This is a genomic window from Inquilinus limosus (assembly GCF_051487185.1).
GTDB classification, from domain to species: domain Bacteria; phylum Pseudomonadota; class Alphaproteobacteria; order DSM-16000; family Inquilinaceae; genus Inquilinus; species Inquilinus limosus_F.
This window is the reverse complement of record NZ_JAHVDK010000048.1, coordinates 1-21799: the sequence shown is the minus strand read 5'-3', so window position 1 is coordinate 21799 and position 21799 is coordinate 1. Positions and strand designations below refer to the sequence as shown.

Here is a 21799-nt window from a genome sequence, read left to right as displayed (position 1 = left end):
CCGACGGCAGGTCGCCGGCCCAATCAAACAGGGAGCACAGCGATGAAACGGATTCTTCTGACCACTGCCCTGGTGGCGGCCATCGCCGCACCGGCGCTGCCGGCCGTCGCCTGCGACATCACCGTCGGCGTGGTGATGGAGCTGACCGGCCCGGCCGGCGCCTATGGCCAGGCCGGCGCCAAATCGGTCGAGATGGCGTTCCGCGATATCAACGAGGCCGGCGGCGCCGCCGGCTGCAGGCTGGTGACCGACACCCGCGACAGCCAGAGCCAGGGCACCGTCGCCGTCGACCAGGCGACGCAGCTGGTCAACATCAAGAAGGTGCCGGTGGTGATCGGCGGCATCATCTCCTCGGTGTCGATCCCGATCCTGACCTCGGTCACGGCGCCGGCCGGCGTGGTGCAGGTGTCGCCCGCCTCCTCCTCCCCGACCCTCACCGAGCTCGGCAAGCAGGGCAAGACCAACGGCGTGTTCTTCCGCACCATCACCTCCGACGCGCTGCAGGGCACGGCGGCGGCGAAATACGCGCTCGACCAGGGCCTGAAGAAGATCGCCATCATCCACGTCAACAACGACTTCGGCGTGAACATCGTCCGCGAGTTCTCGGCCGCCTACACCAAGCTGGGCGGCACCATCACCTCGACCACGCCTTACAACGAGCAGCAGGCGAGCTATTCCGCCGAGGCCAGCGCCGCCATGGCGGGAGAGCCGGAGGCGCTGTACCTGGTCAGCACCCCGGTCGACGGCGCCACCATCGCCCGCGCCTGGATCTCGGGCGGCGGCCCGCAGAAGTTTCTGCTCAATGACGGCATGAATTCGAGCGACTTCATCGAAGCCGTCGGCGCCCAGTATCTGAACGACGCCTACGGCACCTCCTCGGGCACGACCAAGACGGCCTCGACCGACTACTTCTACGGCGCCTACGAGGCCTTCTCCGGCGGCATCAAGCCGGACGCGCCGGCGGCCGACCGCGCCTACGACGCCGGCGCCATCGTCGCGCTGGCCATCGCCAAGGCCGGCAAGCCCGATGCCGCCACGATCAAGGCCGCGATCCCGCAGGTGGTGGCCGAAGGCGGCACGCCGATCCATGCCGGCAAGGAAGAGTTCGCCAAGGCGCTGCAACTGATCAAGGACGGCAAGGCGATCAAATACGAAGGCGTGATCGGCCCGGTGAGCTTCGACCAGTACGGCGACATCACCGGCCCGTTCCGGCTGTGGCGGATCCAGGACGGCAAGGTCACGACCGTTGGCGAGATGAGCGCCGCCGAGGTCGACAAGATCAAGGCCGGGCTGGCGAAGTAAATCACGCCGGGAGGGGCCGTTCGCGCGCTACACCCGACTGGCATCGCGCACGCGGAATGACGTCGGCTCCCGACGCGAGACTCTGACGAAGGCGGCGGCGATCGTGCGCGGGCTGGTCGACCGGATCACGCTGGTGCCGGAGGGCGGTACGCTGTCGATCGTGCCGCGTGGGGACCTTGCGGCGATGCTGGTGTTTGCGTCGAACAGCAAAAAGCCGTCCCTGTTGGGGGACGGCTTGGTGCCAGGATCGTTGGTTGCGGGGACAGGATACCACCGATACCCATACAAGCTCGCCATCGCGGTCTGATGAACGACCGCGGCGGTGCGACCAGACAGGCGCTCATTGTGCCTATGGCCGAGCAAGCCGCGCAGTCGTTCAGCAGATCGGCGGCTCGCGTTCAGCGAGCCAGCTCGGCCAAACGGGCTCGGGCCTCTTCATTGCCCTGCGCCGCCGCTCGACGGAACCAGCGAACGGCTTCATCGAGGTCCTGCTGAACGCCACGGCCCTCGAGATACATGACGCCCACAGCTGTTTCCGCGGCATCAAAGCCCTGGTCCGCCGCCATTCGGAACCAGCGCAGGGCCTCTGCGTCATTCTGCTCGACCCCACGACCCTGCTTGTACATGACGCCGATATTCTGTTGGGCGTGAGGGTCGCCCTGTTCAGCGGCGAGCCGAAACCACTTGAGTGCTTCGCTGTCGTTCCGCTCGACACCTCTACCCGCGTAATACATGAAGCCGAGATTGGTTTGCCCGTCCTTTTGGCCCTGCTCGGCCGCGCGGCGATACCATTTGACGGCTTCGCCGTCGTTCTGCGGCACCGCGCGGCCGAACTGATAGAAGGTGCCCAGATCGTTCTGAGCGTCTGGGTATCCCTGGTCGGCAGAGAGCTGGAGCCACTTGGCAGCCTCGCTGTCATCCCGCTCGACGGGCACGCCTTCGCGGTAAAAGGTGGCGAGCTGATGGCGTGCGATGGCATCCCCTTGAACCGCCGCAGCGCGAATCCATTTGAGCGCCTCGCTGTCGCTCTGCGGAACGCCTCGCCCGAAACGGAGCAGATAAGCGAGACTGCGCTGCGCGGGCGTGTAACCCTGCTCCGCCGCCGAGCGATACCACCTGGCGGCCTCCGTCTCGCTCTGAGCGACTCCGCGTCCATTCAGATGCAGGTTGGCCAGATTCCATCGGGCGACCGCGTTTCCACCCCGCGCCGCCAACTCGAACAGATTGAAAGCGATCAAATCGCTCTGCGCGACCCCCTGGCCATTCAAGAACAGCAACGCCAGATTCTTCTGTGCGTCGATGTCGCCATGGGCAGCCGCGGGCAAATACCATCTCGCCGCCTCGCTGTGGTCCTGCGGCATGCCCTGGCCGACATCCAGCATGTAGCCGAGCATTCTCTGGGACTGGACGTCGCCCTGTTGCGCCGCCATCCGATACCACCGGCCGGCAGAGGCGTAATCCTGTGCGACGCCGTTGCCATCAAAATACAATGTGGCCAGGTTGCGCTGGGCCAGAGCATCGCCCCGCTCGGCCGCCAGCCGAGACCAGTAGGCCGCCTCAGTGTAGCTCTGCGGGACCCCGCGGCCATGCTCATACATGAAGCCGATGCTGCGCCATGCCGAGATGAAGCCCTGCGTCGCGGCGAGGCGGTACCACCGCATGGCTTCAGTGTCGTCTCGAGGCACGCCGCGGCCTTCGGCATAGAGATGGCCGAGAGCATCCTGGGCCCGAGCCGCCCCCTGAGCGGCCGCCATTCGGTACCACCGGGCCGCTTCGGCGGGATCGGGAGCGACGCCATGGCCGTCGCGATAGACCTCGCCGACGAGGATCTGCGCAGCAGCATCGCCCTGCTCGGCGGCTTGGCGCCACAGCGTCAACGCCGTCGAATAGTCGCGCCGGGTAAGCGCGGCGGAGCCGTCTTCCACCAGACCCGCCGACGCCTCGCACGAAATGCAGGCGCAAAGGACCAATGCAAGGATGAATTTTCCCGGACCGCCTCGCTTCTGCCACATCATGCGCAGTCCATCTCGAGCCTGTTGAAATCCCACCAGATGATCCGTCGCAAAAAATCAGCGCCGGCAGCTCTCGCTTGTGACCACGTGGGTCGTGAGCGCGGCGCCATCCGGCCGGATGTAGGTCTCCCTCACGCTCGCACCGGCACCGATCAGGGCTTCGCGCTCCGCACATAGTTTGCCAAACACCTACCGCGCAGGATCTCTGTCCCGAGCCCGTCTGCCGGACCGCCCCGTTGCCGCTGCGCCCTTCTGGATCGGTCGAGCACTAGAGCACCCCTCCCCGCCAGCGCTGGCAAAAGGCCGCTAGAAGTCCACTGTCCCGCAATTCCCGAATTCCCGGGCAGGCGATCCGATTTCTTAAGTCACGCTCGACAAAAGGCGCTCCACTGATGTGCGGGCCTCGGTTGAGAATATTACTCGCAGCAAAGTTCATCGGAACGCTGACGGCACGTCCAACAGTTGGCGCTCGACGCTCCATGCCTCCGGCCGAAACTTCTCCATATTCCATTTCGCTCCCGTCGAAAGCCACTTATCTCGGTAGCGCTTAACGCCCAACAATGTGGCGTCCTCGTAGCCGTACTCAACACCACAGCAGGGACAGATCTCAAAACTCGGTGTGTTGCCGTCGTCTCCCCAGGGAGGGTCCTGGTTCCGGTATCCGCAGACACGACAATGATAGTCTTCTTCATTGGGCATTGAAGTAATCCAAATTGGTTGGGTAGCCGTGCCGAGCGGGATCCGGTTTATAGAATGTTCTCGGGGCACTCGCACTGTCCATAACTCCAAAGGCCTGTGTTGCAGGATCGAACCGCACAACGTCTCCATTGGATCGAACCTTGCTCAAGACCCCCTGGCCAGGATTCCGGAGGAACTCCTGTGCCTGCTTGGTATATTGAAGCGCGTTTTCAGCACCAAAGTCCGCTCCGTGTTTCAAGAAATGCTGAAATGCGTTCTCAACTGGGCTCAGGGTTTTTGTTGCCGTCCATATTGGGCCCGCCGTAACCTGAGCGCCAGTCCTGAGCAGTGCAGTACCGACTTTCGAACTGCCGCTGGTGAGGATGGCCAACCCAACATCGGCGATTCCGGCGGCCTGGTAGGCAGCATAGGCGCCGTAGTCACCCTGGGTCCACGCCTCGCCGGACTGGTTGAAATAGTGGAGGCCCGGAACGGCCAAGTCGATGGTGTTGCGGACGATGTCCGACGCCAGCAACCCGCTGGGATCGACGAGGTTGGCCGGATCGTTCCCGACATAGGCATAGAGGTTGAGCCCGCCCTTGATGCCGATCGGGTCGGGCTGCAGGAACCGCCCCAGCGCCGGCGAGTAGGCCCGCGCCCGGTTGTGGTACAACCCCGTTTCCGGATCGAGTCGACGGCCGGCGAACTGGAACGCCGTCCCGGTCGAAGCCAACTGCGCGCCATAGGCCGTGTAGCCGTGCTTCTCCGCCAGCGCCCCCGCGTTGGTCACCAGCGCGATCACCGACCCCAGACCGTCGGCCAGATGGTACGACACCGCCCCGGAGCTCGCCACCACCGTCGCCACCGGCTCGTCCAGCCCCAGGCCGTAGATATAGCGGCGATCGAGCACCGGGGTGGAGCCGGTGTATTCCGCGATCTCCTGGTCGCCCACTGACAGCCAGCGCGTCACCACCCCGTTCACCGTCTTCGACCGGCGCCGCCCCAGCGGGTCGTAGGTGTAGGTCGCCGTCACCGCCGGCGCCGCCGTCTTCTTCGCCGACACCAGCCGGTTCTCGGTGTCGTAGCCGTAGGTCCAGACCCCGTCCGAGGTCAGGTTGCCGTTCGCGTCGTAACCATAGGTCACCCCCGCCACCGTGGCGTACTGGTTCAGCGCGTTCGGCGCATAGGCCGGGCTCGCCGCCGCCAGCCCCGACGGCAGGAAGCTGTCGTCGCTCCAGGTCGCCGAGGTCCGCTGGTGGTCCTGGTTGTAGGCGTAGTCGATCGTCACCCCGCCGCCCGACCAGGCATGCGCGATCTGCGCCACCTGCCCGCCCAGGGTCCAGGCATATTTCGTCGTCGCCTTGCCCGACGTCCCGGTCCCGAGGATCGCCTGCGCCCGCTGCGACAGGCTGTCATAGGTCAGGTAGACCACCCGGGTGTCCGCGCTTTGCGCGCCGGTGTACACGCCGGCCAGCCGGTCCCGCGCGTCATAGACATAGTTGACCGAATAGGCCGGCGAGCCCGGCCAGCTCAGCGTCAGCCGGTTGCCGTTGCCGTCCAGGGTCCAGCCGATCGCCCCGAAGAACGGCGACGTCTCGCTGACCTGCCGGCCGGCGGTGTCGTAGCCGAAGGTGTAGGCGCCCGAGGCCGCGCTCGCCTTCAGCATCCGCCCGGTCAGGTCGTAGTCGTAGCTGATCGCCTCCTGCCCGGCCGGCGCCTTGCTGGTCATCCGATTCAGCGCGTCGTAGGCGTATTTGATCAGCGCCCCCGACCGGGTCTGGGTGATCGTCTCGTTGCCGTTGGCGTCGAAGGCGTGCAGCTCGAAGGCCCCGCCCGGATATGTCGTCTGCGACGGCCGCTTGAACCCGTCGTAGTTGTAGGTCAGCGTGTTGCCGTTGCCGTCCGTCACCGTCTTCAGCAGGCCACCGGCATAGTAGGTCCGCGTCTCCCGCGTCACCGCGCCGAGGTTGTTCGTGATCGACGGGTCCAGTGTTCCGAAGACCAGGTCCACCACCTTCACCGGGCGCGACGCCGCATCGTAGCTGGTCAGCACCCGTCGGCCGCTCGAGGACGTCACCGCCGTCGGCCGGCCGAGCAGATTGTAGTCCGTGGTCGTCACGGTCCCGTCCGGGTTGGTGACGGAGCTGACCTTGCCCGCCGCGTTGTACGCCGTCGTGGTCGTGCGCCATGCGGCCGGCACCGAGCCCGAGATCGGCACATACCGCCTCACCGCCGTCCGCCGCCCGTCCGCGTCGTAGTCGTACTGGGTCACGTTGCTGTTGGTGAACGGCGCCGGCGGACGCTCATCGATCAGCAGCCGCGCCAAGTTGTAGGTATATGTCGTGGTCAGGTCGCGCGGATTTCTCTCGGTCGCCCGGTCGCCCTGCGGCGTGTAGGTCCAACTGGTCGTCAGGTTCAGCCGGCCGGTCCCGGAGTCGACCGTCGTGCTCAGAAGGTTGAAGGGCGCCGCGGTATCATAGGTGTTGGTGGTGACCCGGCCCTCGGGGTCCGTCACCGTCAGCACCTGGCCGCGGGCGTTGTAGGTGTAGCTCGTGACCGGGGTGACCGATGCGCCCGCCTTGGTCACCGCAGGCTGGGTCACCTTGGTCAGGTTGCCCTTGGTGTCATATTGATTGGTCGTGGTGTTCCCGCGGCCGTCCTTGGCCGTCAGCACCTTGTTGAAGGTCGGATCGTAGGTCCAGCTCTCGACGATCGGGGCCGCCAGCTGGCCCGTCGCGGTGTCGATCGCGCCCGGGATCGGGTTCGTCGTCCGCGTCACCAGGTTGGAGGCGGCGTCATAGGCCTGCTCCATCGAGTCCTGCTGCGGATATATCGTCTTCACCGGACGGCCGATCCCGTCATAGGCGAACAGCGTCGTATCGCCTACTTGGTCTGTGTCCTGGATGTGATTGCCGTTCCGGTCGTAATATAGGACCCGACTCCCACCCACTGGGTCGATCTCCTGGCTGCGGACTCCGTGGGCGAACAGGTAGGTCCAGCGATTGTCCAGCGCGTCCTGCTGGGTCATTACCCGGCCGAGCGCGTCATAGGTGTTGGCGACGAATGGCCTGCTCGGGAAGGACGGATAGGTGATCGTCGTCAGCCGGCTGCCGCTGTCATAGGCGAAGGCCGTGGCCTTCGACATCGGATCGGTGAATCGGGTCAGCAGCTTGCTCGCGCTGTCGTAGCCGTAGGAGACCGAGGCGGTGCCGTTGCTGACCTGGGTCAGCTTGCCGTTGGTGTAGGTGAAGCTCAGCGTCCGCCCCATCCCGTTGCTGACGGTGCTCAGCAGCTTCGAGGCGCCGGTGCCGGTGTAAGTGAAGCTGACGGTGTTGCCGTTCGGGTCCTTCCACGACGCGATCTTGCCGTCGGCATCGAAGCTGTAGACCACCTTGCTCTTGTCGGTCAGCGTGACCGATTTCCCGCTGACTGCGATGGTCGAGGCGTCGCCCGGCGGCGGCACGTAGGTCGATCCGCCCGAGGCCGTCGGCAGCTTGACGAACTTCTTCGTTCCATCGCTCGTCGTCAGCGTCACCGCGTTGTCGACCAGCCGGTCCATCATCCAGTTCGCGACGAGGGACGCAACAATCGTGTTCGGGAGTGTCGGCTTGGCCCCGGCGGACAGGTCTTGCATGATGTAGAGCGTTGCCATCGTCGGCACCGCCGCCAGCGGGTTGTGGTCGCCGAACCCCTCGTAGCTGTCGCTATCGACAGCTGCCGACATCATGAAGTTGTGCCGCCAGCCGGCGCCCAGTTCCGTCGCCCTGTTCACATCGCCGGAACTGTAGGATCGCTTCAACCCCAGGCTGAAGGGAAACTCCCCGCTGCCCACCGTCAGGTCGGTGTGGTCATAATCGAAGCTGCCGGTCAGCAGATTGATCGGGTCGCCGACATAGACCGCGCCGGTCGAACCCATGTCATTGGCCGGCTGGGAGTTGTCCGCCACCGCGCCCGGGGACCAGGAGCCGGTCACGGTGGTCCATGCTCCCTTGTATCCGCCGGAGATCTTGTAGGCGACGCGCACGTTGGCGGTATTGGCTGTCGAGAACTGGTAATAGCCGCCTCCGGTCCAGTTGTTGACGGTCCGCCGCCCGTTCTGCGGCACGATCACCTGGGAGCCGGGATTCGCCTGCAGGAACGAGGCCATGTCGTTGAGGTCGGCGGCGCTCCAGTAGTTCGTCAGCAGCGGCTGGATCGACGCCCAGTTCGCCGGCGTCGCCTCGATGAAGCCGGTGCCGTCGGTGTTGGCGTAGTCGATCATCCGCACGGTCGACACCGCTTCCTTGCCCTGAAGCTGCTTCACGGCCGTCGATTCGAGCGAGCTGTTGAAGAAGCCCTGGCCGATCGTGGCCCCGAGCATGGAGGCGGTGGTGATCGCCTTCTTCGCCGGGTTCAGCGTGTTCGTCTGGGCGGGGAAATCGACATAGGCGCTGCCGGTGTTACCGGCGATGCCCATCGCCACGTGGCGCACGTCGACGAACCCGAAGTAGTTCGCATAGATCTGGGACACCCGGCTCGACTGGCTGAGATAGGCCATGCCGATCCCGGCCAGGCTTTCGCCGACCACCGGCTCGGAGGTGTCGGCGCTGCCGGTCCGGAGCAGCCGCGCGACCGCATCCTGGTGCCGCGTCAGCCGGTCCCGGCTGACCTCTCCGGCCACCAGCACGATGTCGAAGGTCCCGCCGACCTGGACCTGCGGCCGCACCGTCCAGGTCGCGAAATTCGCCCCGGCCGGATACGGGTTGCTCACCGTCATCAAGACGGTCTGGGCGGCTCCGGTCGCGGTCGCGCCGGTGCCGAGGACCGTGCCGTCCAGCGCCAGGACCGGCTGCGACGACGCGTTATAGGTCAGGGTCAGACGCTTGCCCGAGATCTGGCTGGCATAAAGCGTCTTGTCGATGGTCGGGATGGTGCCATCGGCATTGTTCGAGATGGCCACCCTGTAGACCGTCTCGAACGCGGCCGGAAGATCGGTATAGAGCGTACCGCCCGTAGGATAGATGACGCCGTAATTGGCGTCGGAAATCTTGCGGCCGCCGCCGAACAGCTCACCGGCCGACTGAGTCGGCCAGTTGGTCTTGATAGAATTCGCCAGCTTGTCGGCATAGCCGTTGAGCTTGGCGACGAGCTGGCTCTTGTTCAGGCCTTTGATCGAGCTGGTACCGCTCGGCACGCCGGAGACGGCGGAGGAGCCGGTCTGCGCCGCGGTCAGGAAGTCGCTCCGCGAATACCCCATGGCTGCGGCGAGATCGATCGGCGTGGGGGCCGCGCCGTAGGATTTGAACGAGGGGTCGAGCTCGAAGGTGTCGGTACCGACCTTGACTTCGGTCCACACTGCGTTGATCACGACGGTCGACGCCGTGCCGCTGGTGGCACAGGCCGGTGGGGAAACCTGGACGCAGCCGGTGAACCCGCCGCCGCCGAGCACGAGGTTGATCAGCCCCGCGTCATTTTCGACGCCGAACAGATTGGCGATCGCCGGTGTATTGTAGGTAACGCCGCCGACCCGGAAATTCGCGCTGATGCAGGACTGGCGCAGCAGGGCGACGAACAGGACGTTCTGGTCGATGCTGTTGCCGCGGCGGTCGAGATAGGTGCCGAGCGCGCCCTTTTTCGACCCCCAGGTCGGGGAATAGTCGATGTTGTAGTAGACGTACTCGTAGATCTGGAAGAGGTTGTAGTTCAGCGCCCGCGCCAGCGCCGCGATCTCCGGCTCCGCGGCCGGCGGCGTGCAGCTCAGGGTCGGCACGGCCGCCTCGGCCTGCCGGCTGGCTCCAGCCGCCATCAGAAGAGCGAACGCAACCACGACAAAGGACAGCGGGCGGATCATCGCCCGGAACAGCCGCACCATCGCCATGCTCCCCTCAGCATCGACGCACCGCCGGCCCGGGCCGGCGGTCGAGGTCTCTTCGGATTTATTGGATCTTGCCGACGCCCAACGGCGAAGCCGGCTTAGTGCCTTGCCCCTTCGGCGCGATGGCGAAATCCGCCCGCGGGAAGCCGGAGGGCGAGACCGCATCCGTCGGCAGCGGGTGACCGAGCACGGGCCGGCCCTGCGGCACCGAAGCCGCCGCCGATGCCGCCGTCCCGACAGCCGGGGTGGCCACGGTCGTGAGCGCCGGCACATCGCTCGGCGGCACCACCCGGTTGGCCAGGAAGCGCGTGCCGGTCTCCAGCGGCACTGCCGGCATCACCAGCTGGGCCGGCGGCGGACCGCCGGGCGCGAGGCCCTGGCCGGACGGCGCCATCTGCGCCGAGACCGGGCCGCAAAAAACCGTGGCGAGCCCAAGGCTCGCAATAAACAGAAGCGACCGCATCACCCCTCCCGAAACTCGGTCAGCCCCCGCGCGCCCCGCACGATAGGAACGCGCGCCGCATGGGCTACTTGGTCGTGGCCTTGGTCCGGTTCCCGGCCTGGTCGTAGGTGTAGGTGTTCTCGTTCTTCGGCTGCGTGTCCTTCACCAGACGCCCCAGGCTGTCATAGGTGTAGGTCACCGTCGCCGGGGTCGCCGCAACGGCCTGCCCGACGGCAAAAATGCTTACGACCCCAAGGCAGATTGCCAATCTCGATACCATCATGCCTCCAAATATTTCAAAAATGAGCTGCAAACTCGGATTTAGACCGCGATTTTCTGAAAAACGCATCTCTGCCGCAGTTAAGGCGGCATCTATGCTGACTCGCCACCCATCATGGTCAGCATTCCTCGTCTCTGACAAGATGTGATTTCGGTCCTTCCCGGTGATGAAAGACCGTTTGCACCGGATGAGATATCGCGATGCGCCAAATGACACGGCGACCGGTGGACCCTGGCTGGCCGGCACCTCGCACCTGGCGGGCGGCGCTTCGCCCAAACCTCGGAAATCAAGCAATATTCCCGAGCGGGGCCTGGATTCGCCCCACACACGAAGAACTGACCCAAAGATGGCCACGATATTATTTGCAGTCCTCTCATGCGGACGGCGCATGACGCGTCGATCGGGATGCAGGCCTGGAAAACCGGCGTGCGCTATGGCGACATCGCCAGGCTGCACGGCTGCGCCGCGCCCTGGGGCCGCTCGGCTCCCGTGAGGCAGCCGGGTTCCGCGTCGACGCGATAAGGCACGACGAGGTCCGGCCACTCGCCTTCGGCCGACGAGGAGAATCGGAGACGGATCAGCGCGGGCGGAAACGCAGAAGCCCAGCGGGGCTGCCACTCCAGATCCGCGTCCGGTGCGGCGCGCCCGGCGTAGTCGAAGGAGGCGGAGCCCGGAAGGCGGGCGACGACCAGATCCTCGGGCTCGGCGGCAGCCGCCGCTCCCCCCTGCCCTGCCCCGTAGGGAAGCCGCCGGAATCGCAGCCGGGTCTCGCCCTCGGCCGGCTCCAGCGTCAGGGACACGGTGGCGAGTCCAGGACCACTGGGATCGGGGGGCTCCTCCACGACCAGGAGAAGGGTGCCCGGCGTGCCGGTGAACACCACCGGGATCCGGCCGTTGTCCGCAGCCACACGCACAGCCGCGGCAGCCTCGCGGCGCAGCAGGTCGAACGCCCTCATGATCTCGTCGCTCTGCGAAAGCTGAGCGTCGATCCGCTCCTTGCGGTCGGACAGAAGGCGCAGCCCGGATAGAATTGCCGCCGAGATCAGCGCGACAAGCGTCAGGGCCACCAGTACCTCGATCAGCGTGAATCCGGATTCGCGCTTCATTCTGATGGCAGAGTCGTTGCGCGGACGCCGGCGAGGGTGAGGATGGCCCGTCCGTCCTTCGTCACGGCGACGCTGACATCGAGAAGCCGAGGCCGTCCGGGGTCGGCGGCGCTGCCGGCGGCATCGGGAGGTCGCTCGATGGTCACGCCCCATCGCAGGCCGGCCGAGACGCCCTCCGGAGGGTGGGCCAGATCAAGCGGGATCGTCGTGCCGAGCTGGGCCATGATCGATTGCGCCAGGATCACGGCCTTGCGCTCGGTCACGGTCCGGTCCGCTCGCCGCGTGCTGTCGGTCACCGCCTGCACGGCCAGCGGCAGCACCAGCGCGACGATCGCCATCGCGACGATCGCCTCGACCAGGGTGAAGCCGCGCTCATCCCTCATGATCGCTGTCCGGGAAGAGGACGAGGCCGGTCCGCCAATGGACGAGAATCTCGACGTTGTCGCCGCCGCCGGACAGGCGGATCCGGGCCCCCGTGCACTCCCCGTTCGGGAAGAACCGGATCGCCGCCTCATTGCCGTCTCGTCCGGCCTCCCGCGCGCTGATGATCGCCAGGCTCGTCTCCTCTCCCATCCTGTATCGCCGCCCTCCCGACCGTTCGAACCATCGCTCCTTCGGGTTGATCGTCATGGTCGTGGGCGTCCCTCGGGCCACCGCTTCGCTCCGGGCCAGGCGCAGCTCGGAGACCAGCGCATCGCGCATCGTCCGGAACTCGGCATGGGTTCCGGGTTTGAAGGACGCCGTCGCAACCGCCGCCGTCAGCCCCATGATGATGAGGACGATGAGGAGCTCGAGAAGCGTGAAGCCCGACTGCCGGCCCGCCTTCCGCGGTCGCGCGGCTTGTACCGAAGGACGGTTCCGGAAAATGCGCATCGGATCTCAGAACGCCAAGTCGTTGATGCCGAGGATCGCCAGCAGGATCGACATGACGATGCCCCCGACGGCGAGGCCCAGGACGATGATCAGCGTCGGCTCCAGGAGGCCGACCAGGCGCTTGACCGCGGTCTCCAGCTCCTGCTCATAGGCGTCCGCCACATGGCCGGCGGTGAGGTCGATCCGGCCGGTCTCCTCGCCGACCTTCAGCATCTGCACCGCGAAATCGGGGAACAGCCGGGTCGCCGCCAGCGGCTCCGACAGGCCCCGGCCCTGGCGCACGCCGGTGACCACGGTGTCGAGCGCCGCCGCCACCGCCCGGTTCGGCACCACGTCGCGCGACAGGATCAGCGCGTTCGGCAGGTCGACGCCGTTGCCGGCCAGGGTCGCGAGCGTCCGGCAGAACCGCGCCGTCACCAGCGTGCGCAGCAGCGGCGCCACCACGGGCAGGCGCAGCAGCGCGCGGTCCCAGAGGAGGCGCGGGCCGGGCAGCGCCAGCGCCTGGCGCAGCAGCAGGCCGCCGGCGAGGGCGGCGAGCAGGATCAGCCAGCCCCAGCCCTGCAGGAAGCGGCCGAGGGCGACGACGATCGCGGTCGGCAGCGGCAGCTCCGCCCCGGCGTCGCGGAACACCGTCTCGAACTGCGGCACGACATAGGTCAGGAGCAGGGCGATCGAGGCCAGCGCCACCACCACCAGCAGCACCGGGTACAGCATCGCCGAGGCGACGGTGTCGCGGATCCGGTCCGCCCGCTCGCGCAGATCGGCCAGCCGGTCCAGCACCAGGGCCAGCGTGCCCGAGGTCTCGCCGGCCCGGACCATGTTGACGGCGAGGCGCGGGAAGACCGGCCCCTGGGCGTCGAGGGCCGCACTGAGGCTGTGGCCGGCGCGGACGCTGTCCAGGATCGGCTGCGCCAGCCGGCCGACCGTGCCGCCGCGCCGGCCCGAGGCTCCGGCGCCGCCCGCCATGGTCATCAGCGCCCGTTCCAGCGGCTGGCCGGCATTGAGCAGGATGGCGAGCTGGCGGATGAAGGTGGTCACCTCCTTCGGCCGCACCCGGCCGAAGCCGCGCCGCGCCCGCGGCCGAGCGCCCCGCACCGGCGTCGCCTCCAGCGGGAACTGGCCGAGCTGCTGCAGGTGCCGGATCACCGCGGCCTCGTCAGCGGCCTCGAGCTGCCCCTCGATCAGGTTGCCGGCGCCGTCCGCGGCCTTGAAGGCGAAGAGCGGCATCCTAACCCTCCTCGGTGACGCGGCGCACTTCCTCCAGCGTCGTCAGCCCGGCCAGGGCCTTGGCGACGCCGTCCTGGAACATCGTGCGCATGCCGGCGGCACAGGCGATGCGGGTCAGCTCGGCGGTCGAGATCCGGCGGTGCAGCGCCTCGCGGATCGCGTCGGTCAGCTCGAAGAACTCGAAGATGCCGATCCGGCTGGTGTAGCCGATGCCGTCGCAGGAAGGGCAGCCGACGGCCCGGTGCAGCGTGGCCTCGGCGCCCCCGGGCAGCCCCATCTGCCCCAGCTCCTCGGCCGAGGCCCGGTACGGGCTGCGGCAGGCGGCGCAGAGCTGGCGGACCAGGCGCTGGCCGATCACGCCCCGGATGGTCGAGGTCAGGAGATAGCCGTCGACGCCCATGTCGAGCAGCCGGTTGATCGCGCCGGTGGCGCTGTTGGTGTGCAGCGTCGACAGCACCAGATGGCCGGTCAGGGCGGCGTGGACCGCGATGTTCGCCGTCTCCCCGTCGCGGATCTCGCCGACCATGATCACGTCCGGGTCGTGGCGCAGGCTCGACCGCAGCACCCGGGCGAAGTCCAGGCCGATCTGCGGCTGGACATTGGTCTGGTTGATGCCCGGGATCTGGTACTCGATCGGGTCCTCGACGGTCAGGATCTTGCGGCTCGGCTGGTTCAGGATCCGCAGCGCCGCGTAGAGCGTCGTGGTCTTGCCGCTGCCGGTCGGGCCGGTGACCAAGAGGATGCCGTGCGGATGCGCCAGGTGGCGGCGGAGGCCGGCCTCCTCGGCCGCGGGCAGGCCGAGCTCGCCGAGGTCGAGGGCCATCCCCTTGGTGTCCAAGAGGCGGATGACCACGGCTTCGCCGTGCATCGTCGGCATGGTGGCGACGCGCATGTCGACCTTCTGGCCGCCGGCGGTGAAGCGGGCGCGGCCGTCCTGCGGCAGCCGGCGCTCGGCGATGTCGAGCCGCGCCAGGATCTTGATCCGGCTGATCAGGGCCGGTCCCAGCTTCGCCGGCGGCGCCTTCATGTCCTTCAACAGGCCGTGGATGCGGTAGCGCAGCTTGAGCTGCTCGCGATGGGTCTCGAGATGGATGTCGGAGGCCTGCAGCCGCATCGCATCGGCGATGATCTGATTGACCAGGCGGATGACCGGCGCCTCCTGCGCCAGGTCGCGGAGCTGCTCGACATCGGGATCGCCCGCGGCGTCGGCCTCGATCTCGACGCCGTCGGCGATGCGCTCGAGGCCGGATCGGCCGCTCTCGTACCAGCGGGCGAAGACCTCGGCGAGGTCGTCCTCGGCCGCGACCACCGGCGTGACCGGCCGGCCCAGCGCCATCGCCACCGCCCGCAGGGCGAAGCCGTCGCCGGGATCAGCCATGGCCAGGGTCACGCCGCCCTCGGCCTCGGCCAGCGGCAGGATCCTGGAGTCCTTGAGGAACCGGACGGGCAGCCGGTCGGCCAGGACCGGCGCCTCCGGAAAGTCGGCCCGCCCGGCGAGCGGCAGGCCGTATCGGATCGCCAGGGCGTGGGCGTAGTCGCGGCCGGACACCAGCCCCAGCCGCGTGACCAGCGCGGCGACCGGCTCCGACGACGCCTCCCCCAGCCGCGCCAGCCGGGCGACGTCGTCGGGGCCGAGCTTGCCGAGCTCGACCAGGATGTCGACCAGGGACCGGACCTGATCCATCAGCGATCCCTCGTCATTGCAGCGGCGCCGCCCCGCCCGGATTGGCCGCGTCGCCGACCGGGCGCGGGGCGAACAGCACGTGCTCGGCGTCGCCGGCCGGGCTGGTCAGGCGCACGGCGGTCGAGGTGATGGTCTCGACATGCCAGCCGCCCGCCTCCTCACCCTCCCGGGCGGTGACAACGGGACCGCCAGCTCGCGGCTTCAGCAGGACGAAGGGGCCCTCCGGCCGCTGCACGATGCCGACGAGCACGAACTCCGTCCGCTCGACCGGCGGCGGCGCCGGCTCCGGCGCCACCTCGACCATCGGGGCGGGCGCCGGCTCGACGACCGGCTCGGGCGGCGGCGGGCGCCGGGTGGCGGCGAAGAGCGGCCGGGCCGTGGTCTCGGTCAACGCCTCCAGCGGGGCCAGCCGCGCCGGCTCGCCCTCGGAGGCCGGCGGCGGCTCCGCGAGCTCCGGGACGGCCTGCTCCGGAACGTCGGCCCTCTCGACGGCGGCGACCGGCGCCGCGGACTGGTCGGGCAGCAACAGGGCCGCGGGCACCGCGATCCCGCCGACAGCCAGGGCGGCCCAGGTCAGGGGATGCCAGGACCTCATGTCGCCCCTCCCGGCCGGTAGCCGGTGACGTCGAAGGTGACGGACAGGACGGGATCGGCCGCCTCCCGGTCCTCGGCCCGGATCTGCAGCGCGTCGACGAACAGGCTCGGCTGCCCCGCCTCCAGCGCGTGGAGGATGCGCTGCAGCGGGCCGATGCGGGTCGACAGCGACACCCGAAGCCCGATGCGCTGATATGCCCCCTCGGCCCGTGCCGGCAGCACCAGCACGTTGTCGATCTGCGCCTCGGACCGGGCGGCGATGTCGCCGACCAGGCGCTGCAGCTCGGCCCCGCTGATCGCGGCGCCGGCGCCGCCGAGGAAGCGCTCGCCTTGCCCCAGCCCGGCCTTCAGCGCGTCCCGCCGGGCGGCGAGATCGGGCCGCGTGGCGGCCACCGTCTCGAACCGGGACGCGGTGTCGGCCAGCGCGGCGGCCTCGACATCGGCCCGCCACAGGCCGGACAGCGCGATGCCGAGCCCGGCGAGCGGGATCGCGACCAGGGCGACCAGCAGGGCCAGGGCGAGCCAGCGCGCGGGAAGACGGAGCGACGCCATGCTCAGGGCTCCAGCCGCGGCTCGATGCGGGCGCCGACGCTGAACCGGTCGCGGCCGGTGTCCCGGTCGCGCGTGCTCGGGGCCAGGAAGCGGGCGTCGGCGAACCGGCCGGAGCCCTCCAGCACGCCGATCAGCGCCGAGGCGTCGGCGGCGCTGCCGCCCGCCCGCAGCGCCGTGTCGGCGATCGACAGGTCGGTCAGCCAGACGTCGTCGGGCAGCAGCCGGCTGACGGATTCGAGCACGATCGAGGCCGCCGGGACGGACCGACGCTTGTCGTCGAGGAAGCGCTGGCTGTCCGACAGACCGGCGATCTCCTGCCGCAGCCACCGCACCTCCTCCACTGCCGGCCGCGCCGCCGCGATCCGCGCCCGCAGCGCCGCGATCTCCTGGCCGCGCTGCCAGCCCTGCCAGCCGATCCACCCGCCGGCGCCGATCACCGCCGCCGCGAACAGAGCGGCCGCCGCCAGCGCCGCGCGCCGCAGCCGGCGCCGTCCCGCGGCCGCGCGATCCTCACCGGGCGGCAGCAGGATGCGCTTGCCCTCCGGCCCGTCCAGCTCGACCGCCGCGATCGGCACGCCGAACTCCGCCAGGGCGCGCCGGGCCGGCTCGACCGCGGCGTCCGGCACCACGGTCAGCTCGACTTCGATCTTGCGCCCACTGTCCAGGCGATGCAGCACCTGCGCGGCCAGCCACACCCGATCGCCCGGCCAGGGCATCAGCCGGTCCATCTCCCGGCGCAGCAGATCCGGCAGCAACGATGCTGCCGCCGCGGGCAAAGTGAGCTGCCGGCTCAATCCGGCTTCCGACGGCAAGCGAAGAACCACGGGGCCATGCCGGTTTCGCACGGTCCAGCCCGCGAAATCCTCTGTTCCATCATTGATCGCGAAGCCGCGTTCAGTCTGCTCCACCACAGGCCGGCGATGCCGCACCCCGACCGTGCCGATCAACGCCTCGGGAAGGAACGTCGCGAGCTCACCCAGCCACCAGTCCAGAAGCCGTTGGACGGCCTTGAATAGCCCATTCTGCGGGATTCGAAGGCCGAGCCCGCCGGGCCGGGGACCGCGTCCTGTCGATGCATCCATCGGCTCTCGATCAGCCATGACAGCCCGCCGTGTCGCAGGTTTCAGAGGCTGAGCCCGTCATGCAGACCATGGATCAGATTCTCAATCTCTGCGGCGGCCGCGTGCACGAATTGCAACACTCAGAATCCTCTTTATCTAAAAACCAACAACCGCAACCGGAAATTGGACATCACATCGGGCCGCCTCATGCAACCGAATTATCACCAATTCTGATACGTGAAAGTAGATCGAAAGCAATTGCTTGCATAGGATCTAAGCCCTCGGCATCGTGCCGCCAGTCCGGCCGAGGGAATCGGCCGGCGGTGCAGAGGCGGGCGAGCGGATGATGTGGCGGGGACGGCGTGCTTGGTCGCGCCTGCGGTTCGGTGCCTGTGTCGGTGTGATTGGTTTCGTCATAGCCGGCTGTCAGCCGCAGAAGCCTCCCTCCCCTTCATCGACGGTCGACGCGCTGTCGGGGGCGAATTTCGACGTCCAGCCGAAGCTCCCGCGCGCAGCATCGAGCTCCGTTGCCGTGGCCACGCCCGCGGCTCTCCGCGCTCCCCAGCTCTACTTCGGAACCGACGCCGCTCCCACCCAATCCGTCGCTCCGATCGTCGCTGCCGGTTCGGGGGCCCAGATCAACTTCGAGAATGCGGATATCCGGGATTTCCTGAAGGGAGTCCTCGCCGATACCCTAGGGGTTTCCTATACCATCGACCCGCGGGTGCAGGGCTCCGCCACCGTGTCCAGCAGCGCGCCGCTCGGCCGACAGGACCTCCTGGCGATGGTCGAAACCGTACTCCGAATGAATGGGGCGGCCATGGTGCCGCAGAGCAGCGGCTACCGCATTGTCCCCGCAAACGAGGCGACAGGCGGGCGCATCGTCCAACTCGGAACCGATCAGGCTCCGCTCCCGGCGGGATACGGCGTCTCGATCATTCCGCTCCGCTTCGTCGACGCGGCCACGGTCGCGCCGCTGATCAGCCCGGTTGCGAACAGCAACATGGTCAGGACCGATCCGACACGCAATCTGGTTGTCGTCTCCGGGCCCAGCAGCGATCGAGCGGCCATCGCCGAGATGATAGCGTCCTTCGACGTCGACGCGATGCGCGGTGTTTCCGCCGGCCTGTTCCCGCTCCACCGATCAGATCCGATGTCGATGATCCAGGAGCTCCGGTCGGTCTTCAAGCTGGGGGCTCAAGGCACGCCCATGCAGGGCGGAATCGACTTCGTGCCCGTCCGCCGTCTCAATGCCGTGATGGTGGTCACCCGACAGCCCAGCCGCCTGAGACAAGCCGAAACCTGGATCAACCGTCTCGATCAGGGGGACAAGCAAGGCGCCCAGATCTACGTCTACCGTGTTGAGAACGGCACGGCCGAGAACCTGGCCGCCATCCTCGGCCAGTTCATGGGGCGCGGCCCAAGCACAGCTGCAGCTCCTCAGGCCAGCCCGGTCGCACCCGGGCTTCAGGCCCAGACCGTATCGACCGGCACACCGTTGCCGTCCCGCACAGACAGCGCACCAACAGAGACGGCGGCCGTGATGTCGGCCGGCGACAAGCTAGGGATTCTCTCGGACGACCTCCAGAACATGATCGGAGGTGGTGCCAGCGGCGGTTCGGAGTTGGGTCGCGGCAACGACCCCTTCGACGGCGCGCGTATCGTCGCCAACAAGGAACGAAATTCGCTGATGGTGATGGCCACGCCCGAGGCTTGGCGGAAGATCAAGGCGGCCATCCGCATGATCGACACGCCGCAGTACCAGGTCCTGATCGAAGCCACGATCGCTGAGGTGACGCTCACCGATACGTTGCGATACGGGGTGCACTACTGGCTGGAGAGTGGAAACTTCTCATCGGTGTTCACCCAGGACGGAACCTTCGGAGTCAATCCCACCATCCCCGGCTTCAACTTCATCATCAGCAGCGGCGATTTCCGGGTCATTCTGGACGCGCTGGCGAGCATCACGCATGTTAAGATCGTCTCCTCCCCCTCTCTCGCTGTCCTCGACAACCAGACCGCGCAGCTGAAGGTCGGAGATCAGGTGCCGGTGATCACCCGGGAGCAGCAGTCGACCGACAACCCCGACGCTCCCATCGTCAACAACGTCGAGTATCGCGACACCGGCGTAATCTTGCAGGTCACCCCGCGGATCAACCCCGACGGCCAGGTCAATCTCGACATCAGGCAGCAGGTCAGCAACGTCGTGCCCGGGACCGAGGAAAGAGCGAACCCGACGATCTCCCAGCGTGAGATCGGAACCGCCGTGTCGGTCGCGAGCGGCCAGACGGTGATCCTCGGCGGCCTGATCTCGCAGTCCCAGACTTCGGGCAGATCGGGAGTCCCTGTCCTGCGAGACATTCCGCTGGTGGGCAACCTGTTCAGCGGTGTGTCCGACTCTGATCAACGGACGGAGCTGGTGGTCCTGCTCACACCGAAGGTGATCCGCAGCGCAGTCGACGCAAAGGCGGTGGCGGAGGAGTTCCGGTCCCGGATGCAGATGTTCGGCGCCCCCCAGAGACGTCGGACGCCGCCGTGAGTCGGGAGCGCGAAACCGCGGCTCGCGCATGTTCGCGGCCGGCCTGTCCTACACTCTCGCGCCGGCTCCCGAACGACGCAGGCCAGGCCACCGTCCTCGCGATCGTGTTTGCGGCGGTCATCGCGATGCTGGCGATTGCCATGATGCGGACCACCTCCACCGAAGCCAGGATCACGGCTGACGAGATCGCGGCCGGCCAGATCCGCGAAGCCCTCGCCAGCGCCGTCGAGATGGCCGTCGCCGAAATTGCGGCTCAGGAGCCGGGATGGAGCGGAGCCTTGAGCTTTTCCCGACCCGTCGGCCCAGCCGAAGTATCCGTCGAGATCACGGATGAGGCCGCATTCCTCGACATCAACAAGTCCGATCCTATCACGGTCGCGAAGCTCATCCATGACGTCGCTGCCCGGGCCGTACCGGGGACGTCCTCACCGCTCGCGGACTGGGGAGATGCCCCGCCCGATGGACCGAGCTCCGCGCTAGCGCACCTGCGACAGAGGGCAGAGCCGTTTCAGCGCGTGACGGAGACCAATGATGTCCCCGGTCTCGACAAGGAAGCCCTGCGACGCCTTCGGGATGTCGCGACGGTATTCTCGGTGGACGGGCGGATCAATCCGCGTCTCGCCGGCGCCGACGTGTTGGGAGTGCTCCCTGGCGTCCAGAGGCAGGATGTCGAGGCCCTCCGGCGCGGGCTGCCGTCTGGGACGGCGATCACCATGGCGGACGCTGCAGCGGCGCTCCCCGCTGCCGCCCCGTACCTCCGGCAGGATGTCGGGCCGACGTTCCGTGTCCGCGCCGCCGCCACTGTCGGATCATTCAAGGGAAGGCTGGAAGCCGTCATTTGGCTAGGCGCGGACAGGGATCGCCCCTATCGCGTTCTGTCCTGGCATGAGAACTGGTGACGGTCGCCAGCGTCTTCTCTGTTCGTCACCCCCAAGGGCTCCACCGGTCGCGCGGTGACAGCGTCGTGCTGCCTGATCGTACGTCAGCGCGAACGAGGTTGCGGGGTCGTGCAAGAGCGTAGTTGCGGGGACACGCAACCACCTACGCTCATGCCCGCCGATGCGCGATCATCGGACCACCAGCGAAGCCGCCGCGGCGACGGTGCTCAATGCGAGTCGAGCCGCGCAGGCCGGGCGGTTCGGCGCCAGCGCCGTCATCGCTCCCGAGGCCGAGAAATTGGCAGTGGTTTGGAATCCGCTTGCCCAGGAGACATCGCATCGTCTGCCTCCCCTTCCCCTCTCTCTGACCGCAAAGGGTGGATTGTGTTGAAAAAGTCGTCGTTGCCGGCGGTGTGAAGTCCTGATTCAGTCCTCCTGGGCAGAGGAGGACGCGACGATGATGGGCGAGCGGACGGTGATGCAGGAGGCGCTGTTCTACGAGTTCAACCTGGAGCGCCACGTGCCGGCCGATCACCTGCTCCGCTCGATCGACCGGTTCGTCGACCTCTCCGGCATCCGCGCGCATCTGCGGCCTTTCTACAGCGAGATCGGGCGGCCCTCGGTCGATCCGGAGCTGATGATCCGGATGCTGCTCATCGGGTACTGCTTCGGCATCCGCTCGGAACGCCGGCTGTGCGAGGAGGTGCATCTGAACCT

17 protein-coding genes are annotated in these 21799 nt (G+C 67.6%); 5 read left to right on the top strand and 12 right to left on the bottom strand.

Going from position 1 to position 21799, the window contains the following annotated elements; genetic code table 11:
• Positions 1-42 precede the first annotated feature (42 nt).
• Together KXR53_RS33960 and KXR53_RS33955 are read left to right on the top strand one after the other, a co-directional pair.
• Positions 43-1302: an ABC transporter substrate-binding protein gene (locus tag KXR53_RS33960; RefSeq protein WP_437380056.1), complete on the top strand. Its 1260-nt coding sequence runs from the start codon at positions 43-45 to the stop codon at positions 1300-1302.
• Positions 1303-1405: 103 nt separating this feature from the next.
• Positions 1406-1609: a hypothetical protein gene (locus KXR53_RS33955; protein WP_437380055.1), complete on the top strand. Its 204-nt coding sequence runs from the start codon at positions 1406-1408 to the stop codon at positions 1607-1609.
• A gap of 91 nt (positions 1610-1700) precedes the next feature.
• On the opposite strand, the gene KXR53_RS33950 is transcribed toward KXR53_RS33955, so the two are convergent.
• The 12 genes from KXR53_RS33950 to KXR53_RS33895 all read right to left on the bottom strand — a co-directional run bounded on the left by KXR53_RS33950 (position 1701) and on the right by KXR53_RS33895 (position 17398).
• Positions 1701-3317, bottom strand: coding sequence for a tetratricopeptide repeat protein (locus KXR53_RS33950; RefSeq protein WP_437380054.1), 1617 nt, complete (start codon positions 3315-3317; stop codon positions 1701-1703).
• Positions 3318-4002: 685 nt separating this feature from the next.
• On the bottom strand, positions 4003-9849 hold the full coding sequence (locus KXR53_RS33945) for an RHS repeat-associated core domain-containing protein (RefSeq protein WP_437380053.1): 5847 nt from the start codon (positions 9847-9849) through the stop codon (positions 4003-4005).
• A 58-nt stretch (positions 9850-9907) separates the two neighbouring features.
• The gene (locus KXR53_RS33940) at positions 9908-10309 is read right to left on the bottom strand and encodes a hypothetical protein (protein ID WP_437380052.1); all 402 of its coding nucleotides are present in this window, start codon (positions 10307-10309) and stop codon (positions 9908-9910) included.
• Between the two features lie 64 nt (positions 10310-10373).
• Positions 10374-10568, bottom strand: a complete 195-nt coding sequence (locus KXR53_RS33935) for a hypothetical protein (RefSeq protein ID WP_437380051.1) — start codon at positions 10566-10568, stop codon at positions 10374-10376.
• A 431-nt stretch (positions 10569-10999) separates the two neighbouring features.
• The gene (locus tag KXR53_RS33930; RefSeq protein WP_437380050.1) at positions 11000-11674 is read right to left on the bottom strand and encodes a PulJ/GspJ family protein; all 675 of its coding nucleotides are present in this window, start codon (positions 11672-11674) and stop codon (positions 11000-11002) included.
• Positions 11671-12057 (bottom strand): prepilin-type N-terminal cleavage/methylation domain-containing protein, encoded by a 387-nt coding sequence (locus KXR53_RS33925; RefSeq protein ID WP_437380049.1) that lies wholly within the window; start codon positions 12055-12057, stop codon positions 11671-11673. The genes KXR53_RS33930 and KXR53_RS33925 overlap by 4 nt, the downstream gene beginning before the upstream one ends.
• Positions 12047-12547 (bottom strand): GspH/FimT family pseudopilin, encoded by a 501-nt coding sequence (locus KXR53_RS33920; RefSeq protein WP_437380048.1) that lies wholly within the window; start codon positions 12545-12547, stop codon positions 12047-12049. Before KXR53_RS33920 ends, KXR53_RS33925 begins: the two co-directional genes overlap by 11 nt.
• A gap of 6 nt (positions 12548-12553) precedes the next feature.
• The gene (locus tag KXR53_RS33915) at positions 12554-13774 is read right to left on the bottom strand and encodes a type II secretion system F family protein (protein ID WP_437380047.1); all 1221 of its coding nucleotides are present in this window, start codon (positions 13772-13774) and stop codon (positions 12554-12556) included.
• 1 nt (position 13775) lies between these two features.
• Positions 13776-15458 carry a GspE/PulE family protein gene (locus KXR53_RS33910; RefSeq protein WP_437380046.1) on the bottom strand — a complete coding sequence of 561 codons (1683 nt, stop codon included), beginning with the start codon at positions 15456-15458 and terminating at the stop codon, positions 13776-13778.
• A gap of 13 nt (positions 15459-15471) precedes the next feature.
• Positions 15472-16053: a hypothetical protein gene (locus KXR53_RS33905; RefSeq protein ID WP_437380045.1), complete on the bottom strand. Its 582-nt coding sequence runs from the start codon at positions 16051-16053 to the stop codon at positions 15472-15474.
• Complete coding sequence (gene gspM / locus KXR53_RS33900; protein WP_437380044.1) at positions 16050-16604, bottom strand: type II secretion system protein GspM; 555 nt, start codon at positions 16602-16604, stop codon at positions 16050-16052. The genes KXR53_RS33905 and gspM overlap by 4 nt, the downstream gene beginning before the upstream one ends.
• Before the next feature lie 2 nt (positions 16605-16606).
• On the bottom strand, positions 16607-17398 hold the full coding sequence (locus KXR53_RS33895; protein ID WP_437380043.1) for a PilN domain-containing protein: 792 nt from the start codon (positions 17396-17398) through the stop codon (positions 16607-16609).
• Between the two features lie 610 nt (positions 17399-18008).
• On the opposite strand from KXR53_RS33895, the gene gspD reads away from it, so the two are divergent.
• From gspD to KXR53_RS33880, 3 genes are all read left to right on the top strand, one after another.
• Entirely contained in the window at positions 18009-20204 is a 2196-nt protein-coding gene (gene gspD, locus KXR53_RS33890; RefSeq protein ID WP_437380042.1) for a type II secretion system secretin GspD, read from the top strand.
• Positions 20201-21103 (top strand): hypothetical protein, encoded by a 903-nt coding sequence (locus KXR53_RS33885; protein ID WP_437380041.1) that lies wholly within the window; start codon positions 20201-20203, stop codon positions 21101-21103. Before gspD ends, KXR53_RS33885 begins: the two co-directional genes overlap by 4 nt.
• A gap of 436 nt (positions 21104-21539) precedes the next feature.
• Positions 21540-21799 (top strand): transposase (locus KXR53_RS33880; RefSeq protein ID WP_437380040.1); only part of this gene is annotated, 260 nt, incomplete at its 3' end.

Coding starts and splice junctions, on each gene's coding strand:
- KXR53_RS33930 (WP_437380050.1), bottom strand. CDS start 11,674: ATGAAGCGCGAATCCGGATTCACGCTGATCGAGGTACTGGTGGCCCTG.
- KXR53_RS33925 (WP_437380049.1), bottom strand. CDS start 12,057: ATGAGGGATGAGCGCGGCTTCACCCTGGTCGAGGCGATCGTCGCGATG.
- KXR53_RS33960 (WP_437380056.1), top strand. CDS start 43: ATGAAACGGATTCTTCTGACCACTGCCCTGGTGGCGGCCATCGCCGCA.
- KXR53_RS33915 (WP_437380047.1), bottom strand. CDS start 13,774: ATGCCGCTCTTCGCCTTCAAGGCCGCGGACGGCGCCGGCAACCTGATC.
- gspM (WP_437380044.1), bottom strand. CDS start 16,604: ATGGCGTCGCTCCGTCTTCCCGCGCGCTGGCTCGCCCTGGCCCTGCTG.
- KXR53_RS33935 (WP_437380051.1), bottom strand. CDS start 10,568: ATGGTATCGAGATTGGCAATCTGCCTTGGGGTCGTAAGCATTTTTGCC.
- KXR53_RS33940 (WP_437380052.1), bottom strand. CDS start 10,309: ATGCGGTCGCTTCTGTTTATTGCGAGCCTTGGGCTCGCCACGGTTTTT.
- KXR53_RS33920 (WP_437380048.1), bottom strand. CDS start 12,547: ATGCGCATTTTCCGGAACCGTCCTTCGGTACAAGCCGCGCGACCGCGG.
- KXR53_RS33945 (WP_437380053.1), bottom strand. CDS start 9,849: ATGGCGATGGTGCGGCTGTTCCGGGCGATGATCCGCCCGCTGTCCTTT.
- KXR53_RS33950 (WP_437380054.1), bottom strand. CDS start 3,317: ATGATGTGGCAGAAGCGAGGCGGTCCGGGAAAATTCATCCTTGCATTG.
- KXR53_RS33910 (WP_437380046.1), bottom strand. CDS start 15,458: ATGGATCAGGTCCGGTCCCTGGTCGACATCCTGGTCGAGCTCGGCAAG.
- KXR53_RS33905 (WP_437380045.1), bottom strand. CDS start 16,053: ATGAGGTCCTGGCATCCCCTGACCTGGGCCGCCCTGGCTGTCGGCGGG.
- gspD (WP_437380042.1), top strand. CDS start 18,009: ATGATGTGGCGGGGACGGCGTGCTTGGTCGCGCCTGCGGTTCGGTGCC.